At 57.7% G+C, this 20,661-nt stretch carries 16 protein-coding genes; 8 read left to right on the plus strand and 8 right to left on the minus strand.

Annotation, left to right across the window (positions count from 1 at the left end; all coding sequences use genetic code 11):
• Positions 1-591: 591 nt before the first annotated feature.
• The gene (locus G0D83_RS24745; protein WP_164197238.1) at positions 592-2,115 is read right to left on the minus strand and encodes a hypothetical protein; all 1,524 of its coding nucleotides are present in this window, start codon (positions 2,113-2,115) and stop codon (positions 592-594) included.
• Positions 2,116-2,262: 147 nt separating this feature from the next.
• Here G0D83_RS24745 and G0D83_RS24750 point away from each other — a divergent pair, with 147 nt between their 5' ends.
• A complete protein-coding gene (locus G0D83_RS24750) occupies positions 2,263-2,883 on the plus strand; it encodes a hypothetical protein (protein ID WP_164197239.1) in 621 nt (206 codons plus the stop codon).
• 9 nt (positions 2,884-2,892) lie between these two features.
• Here the strand turns inward: G0D83_RS24750 and G0D83_RS24755 are convergent, their stop codons facing one another.
• Positions 2,893-3,606, minus strand: a complete 714-nt coding sequence (locus G0D83_RS24755; RefSeq protein ID WP_164197240.1) for a pentapeptide repeat-containing protein — start codon at positions 3,604-3,606, stop codon at positions 2,893-2,895.
• Between the two features lie 85 nt (positions 3,607-3,691).
• On the opposite strand from G0D83_RS24755, the gene G0D83_RS24760 reads away from it, so the two are divergent.
• On the plus strand, positions 3,692-4,774 hold the full coding sequence (locus G0D83_RS24760; protein WP_164197241.1) for a hypothetical protein: 1,083 nt from the start codon (positions 3,692-3,694) through the stop codon (positions 4,772-4,774).
• A gap of 10 nt (positions 4,775-4,784) precedes the next feature.
• On the opposite strand, the gene G0D83_RS24765 is transcribed toward G0D83_RS24760, so the two are convergent.
• On the minus strand, positions 4,785-6,641 hold the full coding sequence (locus tag G0D83_RS24765) for an ATP-dependent DNA helicase RecQ (RefSeq protein WP_164197242.1): 1,857 nt from the start codon (positions 6,639-6,641) through the stop codon (positions 4,785-4,787).
• Positions 6,642-6,940: 299 nt separating this feature from the next.
• Here G0D83_RS24765 and G0D83_RS24770 point away from each other — a divergent pair, with 299 nt between their 5' ends.
• From G0D83_RS24770 to G0D83_RS24785, 4 genes are all read left to right on the plus strand, one after another.
• The gene (locus tag G0D83_RS24770) at positions 6,941-7,744 is read left to right on the plus strand and encodes a MucR family transcriptional regulator (protein ID WP_235958188.1); all 804 of its coding nucleotides are present in this window, start codon (positions 6,941-6,943) and stop codon (positions 7,742-7,744) included.
• Between the two features lie 129 nt (positions 7,745-7,873).
• A complete protein-coding gene (locus G0D83_RS24775; RefSeq protein ID WP_164197243.1) occupies positions 7,874-9,001 on the plus strand; it encodes a tetratricopeptide repeat protein in 1,128 nt (375 codons plus the stop codon).
• Positions 8,983-9,876 (plus strand): L,D-transpeptidase family protein, encoded by an 894-nt coding sequence (locus G0D83_RS24780; RefSeq protein ID WP_164197244.1) that lies wholly within the window; start codon positions 8,983-8,985, stop codon positions 9,874-9,876. Before G0D83_RS24775 ends, G0D83_RS24780 begins: the two co-directional genes overlap by 19 nt.
• 22 nt (positions 9,877-9,898) lie before the next feature.
• Positions 9,899-10,231 (plus strand): hypothetical protein, encoded by a 333-nt coding sequence (locus G0D83_RS24785; protein ID WP_164197245.1) that lies wholly within the window; start codon positions 9,899-9,901, stop codon positions 10,229-10,231.
• 36 nt (positions 10,232-10,267) lie between these two features.
• On the opposite strand, the gene G0D83_RS24790 is transcribed toward G0D83_RS24785, so the two are convergent.
• The gene (locus G0D83_RS24790) at positions 10,268-11,851 is read right to left on the minus strand and encodes a hypothetical protein (RefSeq protein ID WP_164197246.1); all 1,584 of its coding nucleotides are present in this window, start codon (positions 11,849-11,851) and stop codon (positions 10,268-10,270) included.
• Positions 11,852-11,940: 89 nt separating this feature from the next.
• On the opposite strand from G0D83_RS24790, the gene G0D83_RS24795 reads away from it, so the two are divergent.
• Together G0D83_RS24795 and G0D83_RS24800 are read left to right on the plus strand one after the other, a co-directional pair.
• Positions 11,941-13,041, plus strand: coding sequence for a hypothetical protein (locus G0D83_RS24795; protein WP_164197247.1), 1,101 nt, complete (start codon positions 11,941-11,943; stop codon positions 13,039-13,041).
• 49 nt (positions 13,042-13,090) lie between these two features.
• The gene (locus tag G0D83_RS24800; protein ID WP_164197248.1) at positions 13,091-14,218 is read left to right on the plus strand and encodes a flagellar motor protein MotB; all 1,128 of its coding nucleotides are present in this window, start codon (positions 13,091-13,093) and stop codon (positions 14,216-14,218) included.
• Positions 14,219-14,530: 312 nt separating this feature from the next.
• Here G0D83_RS24800 and G0D83_RS24805 read toward each other — a convergent pair whose 3' ends face one another.
• From G0D83_RS24805 to G0D83_RS24820, 4 genes are all read right to left on the minus strand, one after another.
• Entirely contained in the window at positions 14,531-15,280 is a 750-nt protein-coding gene (locus tag G0D83_RS24805) for a hypothetical protein (protein WP_164197249.1), read from the minus strand.
• Positions 15,277-16,566: an RNA-guided endonuclease IscB gene (gene iscB / locus G0D83_RS24810; protein ID WP_164197250.1), complete on the minus strand. Its 1,290-nt coding sequence runs from the start codon at positions 16,564-16,566 to the stop codon at positions 15,277-15,279. Before iscB ends, G0D83_RS24805 begins: the two co-directional genes overlap by 4 nt.
• A 402-nt stretch (positions 16,567-16,968) precedes the next feature.
• The gene (gene recJ / locus G0D83_RS24815) at positions 16,969-18,675 is read right to left on the minus strand and encodes a single-stranded-DNA-specific exonuclease RecJ (RefSeq protein WP_164197251.1); all 1,707 of its coding nucleotides are present in this window, start codon (positions 18,673-18,675) and stop codon (positions 16,969-16,971) included.
• A gap of 65 nt (positions 18,676-18,740) precedes the next feature.
• On the minus strand, positions 18,741-20,660 hold the full coding sequence (locus tag G0D83_RS24820; RefSeq protein ID WP_164197252.1) for an ATP-dependent helicase: 1,920 nt from the start codon (positions 20,658-20,660) through the stop codon (positions 18,741-18,743).
• Position 20,661 lies beyond the last annotated feature (1 nt).

Here is a 20,661-nt window from a genome sequence, read left to right on the forward strand (position 1 = left end):
ATTATTATGCAAACAGTGCGAGCACCTTTTCAATGCGCAATACGACCAATATGGCGTGGAATGGGTTCGCAGCGCACGAAATCGTCTTGAACATATTGGTTCAAACTCAACTATCCAGATTGATGCTCGACGCCTATTAGGATTTATTGCGTCTATCCTGTGGAGAGCGACACAGTCAAAGCATCCCATCTATCGCCACATGCCCACAACTTTCTCCGAGAGAGACATTCTCACTAGAATCTGTTGCGAAGGAACCAATGGATTTGCTTCAGCAAGCTTAAGCGTTGCGAGGCTGTCGGATAGCCACGGCGTGCTCTCTCGAAGTGCGATTCGAGATTTCATCGCGCCACCGACGATTTGGGAACCACGGAATGCATGGATATCAACCAAAAAGAAGTCGTTCGTCTTCATTGCACATGGCATCATGTTTTCTCTTACGATCCCGCGAATGACAAGACGTGAGATGGGTCGATGGCCATACATTGGTAGCCAGACAAGGAATATAAAAATCCCTGCCTTTGAAGTGTCAAATTTCCCCCCACTTCGAAAAGCTGTCAAACAATTAGCTGGTGGGGCGCACTGTCATAAATTTTAGCCCTTCATGCCCATCGACATCTCACTCTCCAGCTCTGCCATCAATTCGTGGTAGAGCTGGTCCACCTCTCGCGCTTGGACCAGATCTCCGTCGGCCTCAAGGAAGTCGGTGCCGGCAATCATCGATGGCCGAACCGGGTTGTCGCCGCCATCGTTGAACTCCGGGGTCGTCTTCGTCAGGTACTGATGATCTGAGAGATACTGCAGGTCCATGATCCAATGCTCGATCTCGTCGAACTTTGCGAGTTCCGCTTTCTCGCTCGCTAGCTGCTGCTCGATTTCAGGAAGTGTCTGGTCGGTGACCACCGCCATCCGGTTTCTCAGAAACTCTCTGACCTCTGCACCATTCTTCCCGTTGTTGACGGCTTTCTCGATCGCGAGCTCCTCATGGAACATCATGTGGCAGTCGTTGCACACAACGAGGATTTCCTTGAGCCTCTGAACACCGATACCGCGCTCCTCATCAAGTATCTGCCACTCCCAGACCTCATGACACTCGACACTGTCTGATTTGTGTCCCTCGCCCTTGAAGTAGTCCGTGATCAGTCGCCCCCCGCGATTGCCGCAGATCATGCACCTGTTGCCGGACATCAGATTGAGATCGAAGCGGATCATCTCCCAGTAGTCAGGTTTGAATGCCTTGCGTACGTTCTGGCGCCAGGCTTTGTCCGCGATCTCGAGGAAGCTGTACTTGGTCTTCACACGCCGGGCTCCGGTCGGCAGAGCGCCCTGCCATTTCTTCACCAGGCTCATATCCCGTGTCGGGTCGAAGTAGATTTGGCTTCCCTTCTTTACGCTCTCATCGATCCTGAATCCATGGGAGCGCATCTTGTTGCCATGCAGTCGGTTCATCGGCAGGTAGATACGGGGTTCGGGGCGGGAGCCCAGGCCAGATGCGTGGGTCGCAGCCTCAGAGATTGATTGCGAGGGTTCCCGCCGCGTGGGGGCCCAGACCTTTGCCAACCGAGCTTCCGCGTCGTCATGCCAAGCCTCGATCGCTCCCCTCTCCTCACGAAGAACCGTGATGACCTCGTCGCCCTTTCGAAATCCGGGAGACTTGCTGATGTGATCGAGGCGCGAGAACAGTCGATGCCCGAGACGCTCCAGTTCGGAATCCGCCAGCGCGGGGTTTTCCTGCATGAAGGCAACCCGCATATGGAGCCAGGCAACATACTCCTTGTACGAAACCAGCTTTCCACGCCGATGGGCGTCCTTGCTCCTGAGCTTCTTGAGCGCATTGACCTTCTCGCGGCGCGACTTGCGCAGTTCAACGCCCGTCGCCTCATGCTTTTCCTGCACCGACTTCCCCAGCACGGGAACGTATCGAATGGCCCCGGGCTTGGAAGCCTCATGTTCTCTGATTTCGTCGCGTAGACGCGTGATGTCCGCCTGATACTCTGAAAAGCTCTTCGTCGCCTTCTTGAGCGCGATCTTTTCCTTCGAGACCTCCCTGCGCAAGAGCGAGACAGCCAGCTTTTCAGCTGCCATCATTGTCTTGAGCGGATTCATCTTGAAGCTCATTCATCGAGACCTGTCTTATCCACCGAGCAGGTAATCCCCCGAGGTGAAAGACGCGGAAACGAACAGACGGTCCCGACCGTTAACCTGGAGGGAAGGATGATGCGGTACCACAGACCAAGTACTGTTCAGATTTCGGCCGGAGCCCTCATGTCCACCCAAGAAAATTCCAATCCAAAGGCACGCACCTCGATCGTTTCCATCAACCGGGAGCTTCGCCGACGTCTCGTCAGAGCCGGGCAGCTGCTGATGGAAAAGGATGACGTTATCCAACGGCTGTCTGCGCAGGTGACCGGCGCGCCCGAGGAGGCCAAGAATGGTTCGGGTGAATACGTCCGCATGACGCGCCGGCTGAACGTTGTCGAACGTGAAAGAGATGAGGCCAATCGTCAGCTTGATGAACTCCGTCAGGAGATGTCCGATCGCGATCGAGCAACCGATCTGAAGATTTCAGAACTCTCTGAAGAGCTGCTCTCCGCGAAGCAGGAAGTCCGCAAGCTCGAGCAAGCGCTTGATCGCGCCCGAGAGGCACGAGTGCAGCCTGAAACAGCAGCCCAGGATGGTCTGTGGAAGCAAGTTGTTCAGGCCTCGATGCACGCTGCAGGTCTGGAAGCTCAGATCAGTGCCATGCGCCTTGAAAACGCACATTCCGAGCTGCTCAAGCCTGATGAGGCCACTGGAAAATCCCGGCTACGTCAAATCTACGAAGAAGCTCATGACAAGCGTGCCAACCAGCTCAATATCTCGGTCGCACAACCGGTGCCTTCCTGAAGAACGGTGTTAAATTGAAGAGTGGAAGGCATCATGTCCTTCCTCTCGGAACGCATAACCCAACTTAAGCATCTTTCCCTTGATCGGCCCGAGGTGCTCCCAAATGCTGGTGAAGCTTTTGGGGATCATCATCTGCAGAGGGACTCCCATCATGTTTGCGGCGGGATGCCCGAACCTGGTCTTTTTCAGAGTGCTGCCTTCGAAGGGGTCAGGGAAGCTGGGCAACTCGTCCCAGATTGTTGCCTCCGTCGCGAAGCGATCGAACCAGTAGACATTGCGCATGTCGCACTCAACGATCTCGCATTCCACGAATTCGCACTCGAAGAACTTGCTCATGACGAAGTCGCAGCGGAAGAACTTCACACGCTCGAACCGGCATCCCCGGAATAGCGTACCGCGGCTTTCAGCACGGTCGGAGCGGTCGGCGAGATGATGAAAACTTGTCTGCCTTATGGTGACATTGCGGAATATGCACTCAGTCACCGCCGACCGTTTGAGATCCTCGAAGTCCAGAACGCAATCCTCAAAAATGATGCGAGATAGCGTCAACTGTTCCTTGATGGCCGAGGAAAAATCGTAGTCTCTGAGCTGTCCTTGGTTTTCCAGAGCCAGGTCGAGGAAAATCGTGCTCCAGCTCGGAATTTTGCCAGTCTGAGCACAGGGGAAAAAGGTTCGCTTCACCTTCCCTGCACGGTCCTTGATCTCGATAGCAGAATTCGACATGATAACTCCCTGCTACAAAGGGTTGGAGAGGAACTTTGAGAAGTTTTTTCTTCCGCTCGCCAGATGATGATGACCGAGGACATCGATGAAAAATTCCCAGACACTCCCGAGCCGGTTTTCTACGGAAGCTGCACCTACCGATGGGATCATAACCATCACCGACACAAAGACCGGCCGCATGACGAGGGTCGGGCTGTCGACCTATCCCAAGTTCGTGCAATCGCTCAACGAGCTGTTTGATTTCTCCTCTGAGGCCAGTGCAGCCGAATTGGTATCCCAAGAGGCGCCCAGCGCGGAGCCGGCAGACGTCGCACCTGTCGCTGAAGCTCCCGCAGCCCAGGAAAAACCCAAGCGTGGTCGACCCAAGAAGTCCACGGCTTCAGAACCATCCGCGGCCGGCACTGAGACTTCCGCAGCCGTCACTCCGCCCAGCGAAGCCACGGCAATCGAGGAAACTCAGAAACCCAAACGTGGCCGCCCCAAGAAAGTCGCTGCTGAGGCCAGCTCTGTTCCGGAAGTCGCCGCCGAGGCACCGGCCGCTGAGCCGGCGGTTGCCGCAGACACAGCTAAACCAAAACGACGGGGCCGCCCCAAAAAGGCTGCAGCCGAGGAGCCCAAAGCCCCAATTGCGCCTGCGGCAGAGGAGCCCGCACAGCCCAAGCGCCGTGGTCGGCCGAAAAAAGTCGCTGAAGCCGAACTCCCGCTCGAGCAAGCAACGACAGTCGCGCCAGAGGCGGAAGAGACCGCACCCAAGCCCAAGCGGGGCCGTCCCAAGAAAGCTGCGGCTTCAAGCGATGCTGCTGTGAGTTCGGACGCTAAGACAGAGCCCGTGAAGGCAGAGACAAAAAAGAGAGAGCCTCGGAAAGCGACGACTAGGGCCGCTAAGGCGCCAGCTGAGGCTGCCAAGACTCCGGCCAAGGTTCCGGCGGCTACCCCCGTCACGGCCCCTAGCATTGAAGGCAAGGGCTACGTACTCGTGCCGCAATCAAACGACGACTTCCCGCTCTACGACATCGTTGCGACGTCGGGAGAAAACCTGGGCACCGTGCAACAGGATCCCAAGACAAAACGGGTCTATGTGAAGCCGATCGACGAGAAAAAATTCAAACCCACGGACCACACGAGTTTTCCCGCGGCCAAGGCCAGGGTCTTCGTCATCGCACGCTGAGAGCGTCAGGTCATAGCTCGATCCCGAAGGACAGCTCCTCGGCTGCCTTCGGGGCAAACACCTCCAGAATCTCGTCTGCCATCCCGGTCAAGTTTGGGTTGTCCGAGATCTCGGCAATGGCGTCCCGTGTTTCCGGGCGGGCCTCGAGCAGGCGCACGATTTCAATCTCCCGCACGGCGCCTGCATCGATTTTTTCAGAGAGTTTGCTCCGCAGCTCATTGAAGCTCTCTTGCAGACCTTCTGGCAAGCGATCTCTCTGCCCCTCCGACAACGCGACATACTCGGCCACCTCGATCTGGGGCGCAATCTCGTGCCAGTTCCCGGAAAGACTGATTTGTGCATCTTCTGACAGAAGCGCCTTGCGTCCGGCCAGCGTCACTTTCAGGGCACCATAGCGCTCAGGCTGAATGGCAAGGAGGCCGGTGCCGATCATCTGCCGGATGATCGACTTCCAAACGTCCTGAGACAGCGCCCGCCCGGCACCATAGCAGTGCAGCGTGTTTGCCCTCTCCGCCTCATCCATGCCAGGGGCCGGAGACAGCAGACGCGCGAGCGTGCTCGAACCATAACGTTCATCCGTTTCAATCGCGGCACGCATCACCGTCAGGGCCTGCTCTCGAGCATTTCTCGTCAGCGGCGGGCGCTGGCAGTGATCGCAGTTCCCGCAGGCTGCGGCCTCCACTTCCCCGAAGTAGGCCAAGAGCGGCCTCATCCGGCAACCGGGAGTTTCGATCACGGAGATGATACTCTCGAGCTTCGAGCGAAGGACTGCCTTCCGATCGGCATCCATATCGCGGTTGGCTTCAATCTTCTGTCGCTGCTTGCCAAGCGCCTTCTTGTCGAACAGCATGAGCGCCTTCGAGGGAAGCCCATCGCGCCCCGCCCGTCCGATTTCCTGGTAGTATCCCTCCAGTGTCGAGGGCGGCTCGAGGTGGACAACGTAGCGCACATCTCCCCGGTCGATCCCCATACCGAAGGCGATGGTCGCCACAACGATGATCTCAGGCTCGCTCAGAAACCGCTCCTGCGCCCTCTCGCGATCCTCGACTGGCATGCCCGCATGATAGCCGACAGCATTCAGTCCGGCCTTGGTCAGCTCGAGAACCGTCTCGTCGACGCCTCGCCTGCTTGCCCGGTAGATAATCCCCGCGTTGCCGTCCTGCGTTTTCAGGAATTTTCGCAGCGGTCCGAACGTATCCTCCTCAACTTTCCTGATGTCGACCGAGAGATTTGGGCGACTGAAGCTGGATTGGAAGCAGCGTGCCTTGGCGAGACCCAGAGAGGCAACGATATCTGCCTGGGTTGCGGGGTCTGCCGTCGCGGTCAGAGCAATCTTCGGAACATCCTGAAAATCTTCCAGTACCGATCCGATCGCACGGTAGGCATTTCTGAAGTCATGACCCCATTGCGAGACGCAGTGCGCCTCGTCCACGGCAAAGAGCGCCACCTCCACCTTTTTCAGGAACTCCCGAAATCTCGGCAACTGCAGGCGCTCTGGTGCGACGTAGAGGAAGTCGACCTCACCGGCCTGGATACCCCTGAGGATCTCCCGATGTTGGCCGGCACTCTGCGAGCTCGAGATGTACTCCGCCCGTACGCCCTTTTTCTTCAGGGCATCCACCTGATCCTTCATCAACGCAATCAAAGGAGACACGACGATGGCGACGCCTGGTCGGATGAGCCCGGGCACCTGGTAGCAAAGTGACTTTCCGCCCCCGGTCGGCATCAGGACAAAGACATCATCTCCTGAAGCGACAGCCTCAACGATCTCCTGCTGATTGAGACGGAAGCCGTCGTACCCAAAGACAGTCTTCAATACTTCCTGGGGCGATCGCCCCTGCAACTGACCGGCATTTTTACTTGTCATGGGTCTCCCAACTCGTGCTCTGCTCAATTTGGCATCGTTTACCATGAACCCATTGCTGAAATCTCAACGTATCCCCGGGCTCAGCGATACCTGCTGCCTCCCTTAGGTAAGGTAACAGGAACATATCGGGAATAATAGAAGAACATCAATGAAACACCGGTGCGAAACCTCAATTCTAACGCGCGTGTCAGCAGATTTTCCTTAAAACATGGATAAAATCTTGACGATACTCTCTGAAAATTTAAATATAGGCCCACAAACGCCCCCGAAACTCCCAGACTAACGGAGTACCTCATCTCATGACATCCGATGAAAACAGCAACGGCGCCGACAAGTGGTTCCGAATAGCGGAAGCCTTTGCAGCAAAGGACTCTTCCAGCGCCGACGACGTCATCAAGCTTGTCGCTGGCCTCAAACCCTTCATGGATACACCCGCGCCCGCCGCACCTGCTCCAGCGGCTACGACAGCAGAAGCGCCTGCCGCGCCTAAAGCAGAGGCCGCGCCTGCACAGGTTGCTGTTGAGCCAGCTCCAGCCCCGACGCCTGCTCCCTCCGCAGAGCAAACCACCGCGTCCGATCTGTTCGAGCAGGCTACCGACACCGCTCCGGAGCCCAAGGCCAAGCCTGCGGCGCGCAAAACCAGGGCCAAAGCGCCTGCAGAGGCCAAGCCCGTCGAAGCACCGAAAGCCGCCGAGCCCAAGCCGGCGCGCAAGAAGCGGGCAACAAAGACTGAAGAAGTCGCCGATGTTCTGCCCGCGGTTCTGGAAGAAGAAGAACCCGAGCCCACCGTCAGCGAAGAAACCACGGTCGAGATGCCCACGGAGCCGCCGGCCGTTCCGATCGAGGATGCCCTGACGGACGAAGAAATCTTCTGCCTTGAATGCGGGCGTGGCATGAAGATGCTCAAGCGTCACCTGGGCTCTGCACACAAGCTCACCCCCGAAGAGTACCGCATCCGTTGGGACCTGCCTGAAGACTATCCCGTCACGGCGCCAAACTACTCGGAGTCGAAATCCGAGTATGCGAAGGGCATCGGCTTTGGGCAAAATGACTCCCCCATCGCCCCGAAGCGCCGGGGTCGCAAGAAAAAGAGTGCCGCCTGATCAGGCTCACTTCTGACTACTTCGCCGGGCCCAGCGCCCGGCGATCTTCTTTTTGGCGGCCACTTCGGCAAAATTGGCTCCATTTTAACGCGCGTGTGCTTGGTTGCAGGAAAGAACTGCGGAGCACCCATGCGTACCAAGACTACCCTTCTTGCCTTTCTCCTCTGTGGCGTTGCCGCCTGTGCGTCAGACGACCATCGTCCAGGATACCAGGCGTCAGACAGCATTTCGCCCTTCCCCACAGAAGCCGCTGAAGAAGAAGCCCTGACCGGCGTTGACGCCTTTGCGCGCGGCGTGGCCTACCACCATGGCCTTGGCGCCCCCATGAACCACGAGATCGCCGAGACCTACTATCGCGAGGCGATCAAGACCCGCAGTGACACCCGGGCCATGAACGAACTCGGCGTGCTGCTGCTCACCGAAGACACCCGCAAGGCAAGGACCGGCGAGGCCTTTGATCTGTTCGTGGATGCCGCGGCGCTCGGCAACTCGTCTGCCCGCTTCAACCTGGGCCTCGCCTACTACTACGGCTTCTCCGGCGTGGCGCGCGACCCGGCTCGCGGCCTGGATTTTATCGCCACGGCCGCCAATCAGGGCAACTCCAGGGGCCAGAGTTTCATGACCAACTATGTCGCCATGGCTGCAAAGACTGAAGCCCAGCGCTTTAAAGCTGTCGGAGAGCTTCTACATGGCTGGGCGAACGAAGGCGATGTGACCTACTGGGAGATCGCCTCCATGGGGTCCCCCTATGGATCGCTCTGGAAGCGCTTCTTCGACACGCCCCTCGCGGACAAGTCGGCAATGCTCTCCGACATTCTTGCGGTGGAAAGCAGTTGTGAGGAATGCCAGTCTCCGGATGTCGACACCGTGGCCCGCAAGCTCAATGAGGTGGAAAGCTGGCGTGAGGACGCGGCCGCGGGGAACCGCACGGCTCAATTCAATCTGGGCCTGGCCTACCTGCAAGGTGAAGGTGTGCCTCGCAACCTCGAACAAGGTGCCCGCAACATCATCCGGTCGGCCGAGGCTGGCTATGTCCCCTCCCAGTATCTCCTTGGAAAACTCTATCTCGAGGGCCGCGGCATCGAGCGAAACCCCTCCATGGCCTATGCATGGTTCAACATCGCGGCCTCGAGCGAGACCGGTTACCGCGAAGAAACCTGGGCTCGGGCCATGCGTGATTGGGTGACCTCCTACCTGCCGACCGAAAACGTCAAAGCCGGCCAGAAGTGGTCCACCGAATGGCTGATGCGTCACTGAACATGCCCAGGTCACTCCTGAGGATAGCGGCTGTTCTGGCCGCCTCCCTTGCCCCATCGGTTTCCTTCGCTGATGGGGCAAGGGCGTTTTCAGAGTTTATCGCTGGTGCCCGGCCTCTCGTTCAAAGCTGCAGTCGCGAAGCATCCGCGATCGATCTGACCCTGCAGAACCTTGCTCACCTTGGATTTCCCGAGCAGGGAAAGTTCGTGCTCGTCAACATCGCTGCCGGAACTCTCGTTGCCTATGAGGACGGCGTTCCGGTCAGAGAGATGAAAGCGATCGTCGGCAAGCCAACCCATGAGACCCCGAGCTATGTCACCGAGATCACTTCTGTCCGCCTGAACCCGACCTGGACAGTCCCGTGGTCGATCGTCAGAGAAGACGAATGGCTTTCCCGGCTAAAGACAGATCCTGATTTCTTTCGGCGCAACCGGTTCGAGTTCCGAGATGAGGAAGGTGGCCTGCTTACTCTTCCGCAGGCGGCCGCAGACCCGTCGAGAGTTGCCAGGTTCATCCAGGCGCCCGGCCGCTACAATGCGCTGGGCGAGTACCGCTTCAACATAGGAAGCTCCCAGTCGATCTACCTGCACGACACCCGCAATCGCGAGAACTTCTATGACGGCAGCCCCTCCACACTTTCCCACGGCTGCGTGCGTCTTGAGGAGCCAAGATGGTTCGCGTCCTGGCTTCTCGACACCTCGGAACAACACATTGAGGCCATGGCGCGGGACGGCTGGACGCGAGACATCGAAGTTCCGGGGGATGTCCCCGTCATCATGGACTATTTCACCGCCTGGCCGAACAGCGTGGGCGAACTCGTGATCTATGACGACGTATACCAGCGAGAAACACCTGCCTGCCAATCTCCCTACTAAGGACAACTGCAAGGGCAGATCGATGACGACACTTCGCAAATGCTTTCGCGCGCTCGGCATGATGGCCGATGCGTTTTCCATCAGTTTTGCGGCAGCGGTCGCCTTCCTGTCAGCACACCTGGCGATCTATTGCTTCACGTTGGTACGAGATGGCTGGCAGGTGCTCGCATTCCCTGTGCGGAACTGGGATCAACACCAGGTCGTACTCGCATGGTTTCAGGGCGCCCTGATGACCGGCCAGGGCCCTCTGATCATGAAGACCTGGGGCGTTACCGGCCTTTTCGGCTTTTTCTGCATCGTCGCCGTCCTTGCCGCTCACGACGCCCTTCTGAAACTACGCAGCCGGATGGGCTGATCAGGATCCAATCGCTCTGCAAGACGACCCCAAGAGTTAGTTGAACAGCCCGAGATCAAGTTGCCGGGTGTCCTCTGGCGCGGATGCCACCGCACGCATGTCCGCAACGCAGGCGTCGATCAACTCGATTTCTTCTTTGAACTCCTTGCGCAGCCGCTGAAGCATTTCTGCGCATTCCTCGCGCAGCACAGGGTCGGACACGGTCTCGAGTTCTTTCTCGGCAATGGCGATCGTCTGGATCGTGCCGCTGTCGTCTTCGTCGTTCAGGCGGATCGCGTACTGCTCTCGCAGGGCAAGCAGGTGTTCTTCGCACACGAACTCCTCAGGCGCATGCATTGCCACAAGCCTGCCGGCAAAATCTCTCAAGCGCGGATCCGTGAGCTTGGCAATCTGCTTCATGCGCTGATCCCATTCCTCTTCGCGGGAAATGATCCGGCAGAGGTTCCGATCAGCATCCCCAACGAACTTGTTGTAGAGTTCGGACTCGCGAGCCACCTTCCGGCCGCCGAATTTCTCCCGGTTCTCGGCTTCCATGATCTGAGCAACCTGCTGGAACTTTTCCACGATGTCTGGGCGTCGAATGTAGCTGGCACGCCGCTCGAAGAGCTCGTAGTCGCAACGGTACCTCATCTGCTCCAAGCGCCCTCGAAGCCTCGCATCATCAGGGCTTACGATGATCGGGCAGGCATTATGCTTTACGATACGGAAAGGACTGTCTGCCTTATAGAGATTTGCCGCGATCTCTTCTGCCGACATTGCCATCCACTCACGGGGATGGATGGCCAGATCGACACCCAAGGTCTTGTGGCCCTTGTGGCCAACTCGAGCCATGGGCGCCAGAGGCGTCACCTCCGGGGATCCAAAGTGAGAGAACTCCATAACGAACGAAGACGATCGCATGAGCTCGGAGAGCGTTTTGGAAACGTGCCGCTTGTCGGACAATTCTACGAACATCTCGAAGACGCCCTGTGCGCGCTCCACGAAAAGTTTCAGCAGCTCGGCAGTCATTAAAGTGTCGGCCTCGGCATCATGCGCGTTTTCAGCGATCATACCATTTGCGGCCATTACATCGGACAACTTCCAACTGAGCGAGCCATCCTCTTTCCTTCCGGGCTTGATGAGGCCAGGGGAAACGAAATGGAGATACTGGAAGGCGGGAAAGAGATCCAACCTTCGTTCGTTCTTGCCCGTTGTGAGGTAGACGTCCTGCAGGTTCCGAAAGAGGAAGTACCTCAGCAGACCTTCATCGTAGGACAGAATGTTGTATCCGAAGAAAACCTTTTTCCTGATTGCCTCAACTGTAGGCGTCCTGCCAATGACATTGGCAATCTTCCGGGCAGCATCGAACTCTGTCATGCGATCCGAGGAATGCAGGCAGGATGGCCGCAGGCCTGTGACCTCCAACGCCTTCGGCCCTGGCACCGCGTAGGGATTTCTCATGATTTTGAGATTTAGTGAGCGGATAACTTCGAAATCCGGGTCAAGTTTGACGAACGCTGCCTGTATGGGCTGGTCAGTGTCACAAAAAAGGCCTAGAGCCTCGAAGTCATAACCGATATAGTCGTAGTCAGGCAGGGTGCGTTTTTTAAGCGCTCTTCTGCCCATGAGTCTGATTGCCATGATGTTGGGGCTTCCATTCGCAGTAGGGCGTGATAGATCGCTACCTCACATCAGTTTCGAGAACGTTAATCGCAGGGTGAAACCGTCGCATGAGACCTCAGTTCAAGACGCAGGGCCAGTTCCGTGTGGAACGCAAGAAGTCGAAGAGCATCCAACAAAGCTTCCAGGATTTCGATCAAACCAGCGTCTTCGATACGACCGAACCAAGCCAGGGCAACGTCTTGGCGACCGTCGTCAGTACCGGCGATCCGGTTATCATGCGCGTGCGATCAGATGCCTTTGGCGACTGCGCTCAAGAGATCGAAGTCAACTTCCGAAGTGAAGAGGCCGCCAGGAAGTCAACGCCTGCGGCAGATGTCTATTCGAGTTTCGCGGTAAAGCCATCATGTCATGGCGAAGTGCCGAAAATTTCGGACAGCCTCAAACCAGGTGATCTTGTCGAGTTACAAGGCATGATCGTTGATCAGATGAACTCCAACATCACCTTCCCCTGGAGCTCACGTCCAGTATGCTCAGCCACGGAAGCTCGAAGCACGCTGTCGCTTCCGGAGGCTGTCTGCAGCATCCTTTACGCGACAAATGCGAAAGACGAAGCCAAGAAAGATTTTCGCATAGTCATCGCCACACCCGCGGAAGCAGAGCAGGTCACTGACGTTCTGGGAGACCTGCCTCGCCTCAAAGAGTTCCTGGGCTTCAAGAACGGCGCGGTGAACGGCTTTATCATTCGAGGGACAAGACGGCCCAACGGCAGAGAACTGCATGGCGCTGTCTGCTATCGCTCACTGCAGGACGATGAAAAAGGTCTCTCCGACGAGGCCGTCATCCTGAATTTTCTGAGAACGAGAAGTCAGGTTTTCGCACCCTACATGTCTGCGGAAAATCCCTGGGAGATCATCCCGCTGCACATGGTCAACATTGCAAGCAGTGAAAATCACCGCCTTGTCAGCCTGGCCAAGCGCTACTCGTTCATGGCGCAGCCAGACGGGTCTTCACAGGATCTCGAGTTTTCGCACGCAAACGTTGTGCTGGACTACAAGAACGGCTCGCATCGTCCGGTCTGTATTTATTTCAACCTTTGTCGACAAAAGCCCATTCGTCTGGAAACCGGACTGCCAACCCGGGCACGGCCGCGGCGGATAAAAACCAACGAAGAGACCACAGACAGCAAGGTTACCCGGCTCTTCAGTTAACGGCTCAGAAAGCGGCGACTGCCATTTCGTTCCCAACAAGGTGGAACACATGGCAGACAAAGACAAACGTCCGATCATCGTCAAGAAGGTCATCGAGGAAGGCGGTCATGGGCATCATGGCGGCGCCTGGAAGGTTGCATACGCAGACTTTGTGACTGCGATGATGGCATTCTTCCTGCTCCTTTGGATCCTCGCTTCATCCGAAGAGGAAGAACTGAAGGGACTGGCAGATTACTTCACGCCGACCATGAGCCAAGCCAACGGCGCAGGCGGGGATGGCGCCCTGGACGGGGACACCATTGGCCCTCCGGGTACACTGAACTCCTCGAACTCGCCGATGAGCACGGTTGCCATGCCGATGTTCGGGCAGCAGGACCCGATGGGAGCTTCATCCGCCGGCATCACTGAGACTGTCGTCGAATACGAAGAAGTCCCCGCAGAGGGTGAAGCGTCCGCGGAGGCCGCCAAGATGCAGGGCGAGCTGGAACAGGCGCTGAAAGCCAAGGACGAGCAGAGTTTCAAAGACCTCGAGGAAGACATCGTTCAGGCAATGAACCAGGTGCCAGACCTCAAACCCCTCATCCCGAACGTGATCTTCGACCAGACCGAAGAGGGTTTGCGCATTCAGATCATCGATCAGGACCGCCAATCGATGTTTGCCAGTGGCAACGCGGCCGTCGGTGAGCGCACGAAGTCACTGCTGAAGCTCATTGGCTCGGCCATTGCCAAGCTGCCAAATGACATCCTGATTTCCGGCCATACCGATGCTGTCCCGTTCGGCAATGAGGCGAACGAAACCGGCTACGGCAACTGGGAGCTCTCCTCCGATCGTGCCAATGCCACCCGCCGCGTCTTCATCAACTCCGGGATCGAGAGTGAACGTGTCGTCCGAGTGTCTGGCCTTGCCGATACGGACCCCTTCGACATCGAGGACCCCAAGGCGCCAACCAATCGGCGGATCAGCGTCGTCCTTGGTTATATGAAAGCACCCTCCCCTACTGAGATCGAAGGTGCGCTCAATGGAGGCCAGGAAGTGGCCAGTCCGCCGCAGCATGAAGGCGCCGGCAAACACGAGCAGGAGCCCCACGGGACTGATGCCAGCGAGGCACACAGAGATGAGACCTCAGCTCACCCCGAAACGATTGACCTGGAAGGGTTGAAAGACTTGGCGCACTGAATGTCCGTGCCCATAGGACTTCGGTAATGCGCGGGTATGTGTCCGGCATTACCGGGGACCTATGGGCTCACTTCGAGGCTGATCGTATGCCTGCATTTGCGAAACGTACCTACTTAATGATACTCATTGGGCTAAATTCTAAAAATAAGTATCGCTTCAACGGTACATGCGTGAAGCCAAATCCAGAGCCAGTGCACGACGCACCCATTTCAGTCTCACGGGAAGGCGCGACGCGCCCTCCTGCAGAGCTGCTTTGGGGTCAGATTGCGGCGCTTCCCAGTGAACCAGAGCGCCGCGATCCCTAGGATTAGGTCAGGCCACCAATTCGTTCTCAACCGGAATGTCAGCGTCACCGCTGACCGATGCCTTGAACCTGCTCACCATATCCTGAATGACCTCCCGCACATCTTCAGGCGTCGATTGAGGCAGCATGGCTTCTGCGACAGAGAAACTCAGGTCGCTAGCGAAGTCTTCTTCACAAGGGCAGTCTTCACCCAGTCGCTCCATCTGAATGTGCAGAGCGATAGGGATGATGCGGTCAAGGCCTTCAGAGACGCCCTCAGCAGCGGCAGTGAGTTCTGCTACGACTTCTGGCGAGCCAGGGACAATGGCGAGGCTTACCTCGTGGCTATCCTCCGGGGTCATATCAACGATCGCGGTACCATCCCACAGCAGGTACATCGTGCCGCCGGTCATGCCCATGTCTTCGTCGTCCTTGTCTGCCAGGTCTTGTAGGAACTCAGCAAACAGAGTGCCCTCGCGAACATGCATCGGACCGAATGCGAAATCATTCGCGTAGCCTGTGAACATCCCGACTGCCGCATAATGACTGGGCCGCATGATCGATGCCGATACCAGCTCGCCGCCGTCGGCGTTCCAGTACCACGGCGCGTCTCCGGCCATGATATCTTTCTTGTCGAAGTCCCATGCAATGGGCACTTCAAGGCAGACTGGCTCACTGCCATCCAGCAGCCGCGTTGCCAGCGCATCCTGAAGAATGCTCCATTGGTCCAGACGCTCCCATTGAACGGCTGCAGTTTTCCGCAACGAACGCAACATCATTGATACCCGTAGCCGTCGTTGCGGTGGACCGCCTCGAACTCACGAGCCGGGAACGAGCGGGGTTTCTGCCCCGCGGCGCGGATTTCAAAACTACCTGTGGTGCGCGGAGAGATGCGACCCATTAGCCCGCGCGCCTTGGCGATGTCGCCAGAGCGCCAGCCATGGATTGGCTTGAGGGGCCTGATCTGAACGTTACCCTCTTTGTTGCGGCGAGGCTGTCCGTGTTTGTCAAACACACCTTTTTGCCGACCGCCATGACCCTTTGCCTCAATGAGCAACGGATTGTCGGTACGAAGGGTGAGCGTATCCACGCTGCCGACAGCGGCAGCATCGAGCCAATGAGCTTTGGGCCAGCCCAACCTCTTGCGGTTGAACTTGGTCCTGCCGCCTGTACCTACCGTGACAGGCAGGCCCGTCTTCTTCAGTGCGTTGAACAGGTACCAGCGTGTCGAGTTGACCGATGCCGCGTCTCTGAGAGGCGCTTTCGCCTGTTTCATAATACGGGCCAGAAGGTCTGTCTTGCCCGATAGGAACTCCTCGACAGGCCTGTTGCCTTTCTTCTGGTTGCACTTGGTACAGGCCAGCGTCAAATTGCTGACCCTGTTCGACCCGCCGCGAGACCTGGGTTGGATATGTTCAACTTCGAGCGGGCGGTTTTCGGCAGCGCAGTAGGCGCACTTGCGGTCCCATTTGGCGAGCAGATATTCCTTGACCTCAAGCCCTGCCAGTTCGCCCTGATGATACTCAACTCCGCTGACTTCGGGGTTCTGCATTTGCTGCATATCGAACCTCACAAGTTCCATAGAGATGGAACCGACAGGCGCGTAGCGGCGGAACTTGTTCGTCCAGGTCACGATGGTTTCGACGCGGTGCATCAGGCTCGGTGCAAGCCAACCCTTTCCACGTTTTCTGTCGGCGTTGTTGCGCTGAGCCTTGGTCATATAGCGGGGCTTGCGGTAGCGCAGCTTGTTCCTGCGTCCACGACGGCGCTCACGGCGCGTCTGCAACCGTTCCCTGATTTGGTGGCCGCGATGCGTCAGTTCCCCGCCCCAGATAACCTTTCCACCCTGAACCAGAGCCAGGCCCGTGGTCTTGGAGCCGGGGTCGATTTTCACTTCAACAGGGGCGGGTTTCGCATCAGGCACCTTTCGCTTGAGGATAATGGTGAATGGGTAACGACGAAACACCGCCGCCTTCCCATCGCGCAGCAACTGCCGCGCTCGTGCTGGCGACGTGGGCGACAAGGGTCGCCGGCCGTCATCAAGCACAAAAACATAGTTGGACATTTCTGTCTCCTTGCTGGCCCGAAGGCCGTTACGTTTGCCTCGACAAAGTTACTCGCGCTTTCGTGTGTCCAACTCACTGGACCTTTCGGCCCCTCTCGCTCGCGCGAGAGACTTAAAGCTGGACGAAAGAGGCTCTGGCTGGCGTTCACCCGAGCATTTCATCACGCGACTAACGTAGATTGGATTTCTCCTTTCTTAGTCTGCACCTCACCCGGCTCTCAGAACGCGATGTTGCGTTCGTTGCGCGTTAGGGTGAGGGAGCTCATGGAGAAGGCTGTGATCTGAAAAGGTGCTTTTGTTATGGCCGTATCTTTGGACATACTTGTCCTCCTTGGTGTGATTGCAGAGGAGAGCACGGGCTGCGCCATCCTGATTTTGTGATGCCTCTCAGGCCGCTCGGGTTCAGAGAAAACGTATGTCTTCGGGCTTGATCTGGATTTTTGTGTTGCCGTTCCACTCGTTGAGTTCGAGCTGGCCGTAGAGCTCGACACGGGCACCCTTCTTTGCCGCCAGAAGAGCATCGCCAATGGGAGTGCCGCAGGCATTGAACATGATGATGTCCACATCCCCAGCTTCCCCTGAGAGCTTGCCCTTCACGTGCGCATCGTTGCCTTTCTTGTCCTTCAGAGCTTTCACGAAGGTCAGCACACCGTCAGTAATCACGACGCGCGGACGACTGTTTTCGGCACCGAACGGGGCGAGCAGATTCAGGCTCTCGATCACCTTCATCGACAGGGCCCCGCATTTGACTTTGAGGTCCGCGGTGAGCGGAGGCCGTTCCATGACCTGCCCAGCCACATCCATCGCTTCCCGGAAGTCCTCGAGCTTGCCGGGATCGATCGTGACCCCCGCCGCCATTTCGTGGCCCCCGCCCTTGATCAGAATACCCTCTGCGGCCGCTTTCTTGATCGGACGGCCGATATCGAAGCCATCGACAGATCGCGCCGAGCCCTTGCCGCCCTGACCGATCACGATGGACGGGCAGTCATAGGCTTCGGTAATGCGGGACGAGACAATGCCCACAACGCCGGGGTGCCAGTTTTCGCCATAGCAGACGATGATGTTCTTGGACTTCTGTGCTTCTGCCTGTGCGAAGGCCTCAGCCTCCATCTCTTTCTGCTTGGCTTTGCGCTCCTTGTTGGTCTCAAAGAGGTACTGAGCCCTCTCCATGCACTGGTCCTCGTCCTTGCACGTCAGAAGTTCGGTGCCGAGCCAAGTGTTGTCGATACGGCCACCAGCATTGATGCAAGGGCCAAACACGAACCCGCAGGTGTGCTCGGAGAAGCTCGCCGGGTCGACTTCGTTGCATTTTGCCAGAGCCATGAGGCCACGGTTTTTGGCCATATGCTTAAGGCCCAGCTTGACCAGTGCACGGTTGAAGCCCACGAGCGGGACGACGTCCGCCACAGTGCCGAAGCAGGCCAGCCCCATCAGTTCGTACATCGGGTGCTCATCGCGATCTTCGAAGAAACCCGCTTCCCTGAGCGCCCTCTGGAGGCCCACAACGTACATGAAGGCAAGCCCGGCCGTGCACAGGTAGCTGAGGTCGCCGGTTTCATCGTCACGGTTGGGGTTCACAAGGATGCCGGGGGGATGTTTTTCATCCGAAAGGTGGTGGTCCAGCGTGATAATGTCCATTCCCAGCTCGGCGGCTTTCTCGAGGGGCTCGAACGCGACGGTTCCACAGTCCGCGAAAATGATCAGGTCCGGCTTGTGTTCCTCGTAGATCTTCTCGATCGCCGGCACGTTGGGCCCATAGCCTTCTGACAGACGCTGCGGGATGTAGAAGCTCATCTCGCACCCCATGTACTCCAGAAAGAGCATCAGGATGGAGGTCGATGTGGCGCCGTCCACATCATAGTCGCCAAACACACACACGCGTTGCTTCTTCTGGACAGCCTCGAGCCCTCGCGCGACCGCCTTGTCCATATCCTTGAGCACCAGGGGGTCCGGCATGGAGCCCTTCAATGATGGCTTGAAGAACTCACCGAGATCATTGATCCCTCGAGCCAATGCGATCGAAACAACTTCTTTTGGAATGCCGGGATGAGCCCCCTCAACAGGGTCAGCCACCTTCCAGCCCAATCCTCGAACCGAGAGATCAGCCATATCTATCCTTCCTATGTTGTCGCCACTCTATTGCAGGCCGGCGAAATTTGAAAGGATAAATTCCCTCACCCTTGCCCCCGCTCCTCCGGAGAAATCAGAGACTTTCCTCCGCGGTGGCGGTAGGTGCGCCGACGGGAGGTGTCATGTCGGGTTTTTGCAGGTAGACTATCCTTGGATTCCGACTTCCCTGTAGCGATTGCGTCCTTGGTATCGGTAGGGTCGCTCCACTTGAACACGCCAACATTCTTCTCGGTCGGCAAAGCGGCTTCCTTGAGGAACGGAGACGGCTTTTTCGCCTTGTCGTTCCGCCTTCGCGCGTAGCTCATGACAAGCTGTCCTCTTGCTCGGGTCATCCCGACATAGAAAAGCCGGCGCTCCTCCTCGACATTGGTGCTCTTGAAGTGCGGAAGCAGGTCGTGCTCACATCCGGCCACGAACACCATATCCCACTCAAGGCCCTTGGCTGAATGCAGAGTGCTCAGTGTCACGAAGTCCTCGGCCCTCGCAGTCTCCTCGTTGGTGCGCTCGTGGACGTAGTCCAGGAATCCCTTGGTGTTGTCGAAGTCCAGCAGCAGGCTGCTGGCGGCTTCCACCGACGCCATCCAACTCGCGCCACGCTCCGCATCGAGACTTCTCGGCCGATGTTCATAGAGCACCCGTGCAAGCGGCTCGGCGACAACCCGTGCGGGCTCGCCGGTCAGGTGCTCGGCCAACGAACGACATTTGAAACCCGCCTTGGTGCGACCGAAGCCATTCCTGATGTCGAACCGACGATCCCCTGCGATCGCAGCAACAGACGTCACATAGAGCGAGACCTCCGGCAGCGTCCAGAAGGAGCCTGCCCCCGAGAGGCGGAAGGGGATCATCTGCTTTTCCAGCTGCCTCTGAATCGCGTTGGCCACGCTCGCTGTTCTGAAAAGTACCGCGGTCTTGGACAGCTTGCCGCCCTTTCTCTGGTACTTCGCCAGCTGCTTGGCGATCCAGTCTGCCTCAGCATCATGGGTCGCAAACCCCTTGAAGAGGACGAACTCTCCGTTGCGAGCCTTGCGGGCTGGCTTGAGGGTCTTGTCATAGCGCGAGCGGTTCTTGGAGATGACCTGCGAAGACATCCGGATGATCTGCGGGCTGCACCTGAAGCCCTCGTTGAGCTGGTACAGCTTGGCGCCTGGGAAGATTTTCTGAAATTCGAGGCAGTACCTCGGACTGCTGCCACGCCATTCATAGAGAGACTGGTTCTCGTCCCCCACTGCCCAAAGCTGCCCATGAGGGCCCAGCGCGGCCTGCAGGAACTCGATCTGCGTCCGGTTGCTGTCCTGGAACTCGTCCACCACGAAGTGACTGAAGTTTCCGTGGAACCACTTCTGTCCGCGTCCGCCACATTTCAGGATCTTTGTCGACAGCGTGATCAAATCAGAGAAATCGACACGCGCCCGCTCCTGACGTGTCACCTCGTAGCGCGCGTAAGCCTTTGCTGCCCCGACGGTGAACTTGTCATTGAGCTTCCGGGCCTCCTCGAGTGCCTGCTCTGGGGATCGGCCCTGATCCTTCCAGCGCGAGATCATGTCGACGTAGTTCCCCTCCTCCTCGTCCCACTCGATCTCCAGATCGTAGAGCAGCTGCCGCTGGTCCTCTTCACCGATGATCTCGAAATCATATGGAAGGCCGATATCGGTCGGAAACCGTTTGAGCAGGCGGGCGCACAAGGAGTGGAAGGTGCCGATGTGAGCAGATTTCAGGATCTCATCGCGATTGACCGTGCCCTCGCCGCTTCCTGCCAGAGACACACGCAGACGATCACGGATCTCCGTGGCTGCCTTGGCCGTAAAGGTGCTGACAAACATCGCGTCGAGCGGTACTCCAGCGCGAACAAGCACGCGGCACCGCTCGATCAGCGTCGTGGTCTTCCCTGTTCCCGGCCCCGCCAGGACAAGAGCGTGTCCCTTGGAATGCGTGGCCGCGGCCTTCTGCGCGCGTGTTACCGGCATG

The sequence above is a fragment of the Salipiger sp. PrR003 genome (genome assembly GCF_010500785.1).
Taxonomy (GTDB): domain Bacteria; phylum Pseudomonadota; class Alphaproteobacteria; order Rhodobacterales; family Rhodobacteraceae; genus Salipiger; species Salipiger pacificus_A.

What these genes read in the sequence shown, in the direction of transcription:
- G0D83_RS24770 (WP_235958188.1), top strand. Translation starts at nt 6,941, where the DNA reads ATGACATCCGATGAAAACAGCAACGGCGCCGACAAGTGGTTCCGAATA.
- recJ (WP_164197251.1), bottom strand. Translation starts at nt 18,675, where the DNA reads ATGGCTGATCTCTCGGTTCGAGGATTGGGCTGGAAGGTGGCTGACCCT.
- G0D83_RS24765 (WP_164197242.1), bottom strand. Translation starts at nt 6,641, where the DNA reads ATGACAAGTAAAAATGCCGGTCAGTTGCAGGGGCGATCGCCCCAGGAA.
- G0D83_RS24750 (WP_164197239.1), top strand. Translation starts at nt 2,263, where the DNA reads ATGTCCACCCAAGAAAATTCCAATCCAAAGGCACGCACCTCGATCGTT.
- G0D83_RS24785 (WP_164197245.1), top strand. Translation starts at nt 9,899, where the DNA reads ATGACGACACTTCGCAAATGCTTTCGCGCGCTCGGCATGATGGCCGAT.
- G0D83_RS24780 (WP_164197244.1), top strand. Translation starts at nt 8,983, where the DNA reads ATGGCTGATGCGTCACTGAACATGCCCAGGTCACTCCTGAGGATAGCG.
- iscB (WP_164197250.1), bottom strand. Translation starts at nt 16,566, where the DNA reads ATGTCCAACTATGTTTTTGTGCTTGATGACGGCCGGCGACCCTTGTCG.
- G0D83_RS24760 (WP_164197241.1), top strand. Translation starts at nt 3,692, where the DNA reads ATGAAAAATTCCCAGACACTCCCGAGCCGGTTTTCTACGGAAGCTGCA.
- G0D83_RS24820 (WP_164197252.1), bottom strand. Translation starts at nt 20,660, where the DNA reads ATGCCGGTAACACGCGCGCAGAAGGCCGCGGCCACGCATTCCAAGGGA.
- G0D83_RS24795 (WP_164197247.1), top strand. Translation starts at nt 11,941, where the DNA reads ATGAGACCTCAGTTCAAGACGCAGGGCCAGTTCCGTGTGGAACGCAAG.
- G0D83_RS24745 (WP_164197238.1), bottom strand. Translation starts at nt 2,115, where the DNA reads ATGAGCTTCAAGATGAATCCGCTCAAGACAATGATGGCAGCTGAAAAG.
- G0D83_RS24755 (WP_164197240.1), bottom strand. Translation starts at nt 3,606, where the DNA reads ATGTCGAATTCTGCTATCGAGATCAAGGACCGTGCAGGGAAGGTGAAG.
- G0D83_RS24800 (WP_164197248.1), top strand. Translation starts at nt 13,091, where the DNA reads ATGGCAGACAAAGACAAACGTCCGATCATCGTCAAGAAGGTCATCGAG.
- G0D83_RS24775 (WP_164197243.1), top strand. Translation starts at nt 7,874, where the DNA reads ATGCGTACCAAGACTACCCTTCTTGCCTTTCTCCTCTGTGGCGTTGCC.
- G0D83_RS24790 (WP_164197246.1), bottom strand. Translation starts at nt 11,851, where the DNA reads ATGGCAATCAGACTCATGGGCAGAAGAGCGCTTAAAAAACGCACCCTG.
- G0D83_RS24805 (WP_164197249.1), bottom strand. Translation starts at nt 15,280, where the DNA reads ATGATGTTGCGTTCGTTGCGGAAAACTGCAGCCGTTCAATGGGAGCGT.